The sequence below is a fragment of the Xanthomonas pisi DSM 18956 genome (assembly GCF_001010415.1).
GTDB classification, from domain to species: Bacteria; Pseudomonadota; Gammaproteobacteria; order Xanthomonadales; family Xanthomonadaceae; genus Xanthomonas; species Xanthomonas pisi.
Map to the genome: position 1 here is coordinate 1 of NZ_JPLE01000115.1, position 388 is coordinate 388.

The following is a 388-nucleotide window of genomic DNA, read 5'->3' on the forward strand; positions in this document are numbered from 1 at the left end:
GCCCTGGTGCGCTCCTACGCGCTTGGTCGGGCGTTACAGCAGCACGATGCCGACCACCACCAGCACGAAGATGCTCCACTTGAGTACCTGGTACAGCGGATTGTTGCGCTCTTTCAGCGCCTTGGCCTTCAGGCGCGCCGCGTAGAAATAGCGGAACACGCGGTTGATGCCACCGGTCTTGTCGCCCTCCTGATTGGGCGAGGCGCCGGCCGACAGCAGGCTGCGGCCGACGAAGCGATTCAGCGCCGCAGCCCAGCGCCAGCGCATCGGGCGTTCGATATCGCAGAACAGGATGATGCGGTCCTGGTCGGTGTCGTTGCGCGCGTGGTGGATATAGGTCTCGTCGAACATGGTCCACTCGCCGTCGCGCCAGCTATGGCGCTGGCCG

Annotated in this window: 1 protein-coding gene; it reads right to left on the reverse strand. The window is 64.9% G+C overall.

Features of this window, described 5'->3' with window-relative positions:
* Positions 1-33: 33 nt before the first annotated feature.
* Positions 34-388: aspartyl/asparaginyl beta-hydroxylase domain-containing protein (locus Y887_RS17165; protein WP_046965503.1), on the reverse strand; the 355-nt coding region annotated here is incomplete at its 5' end.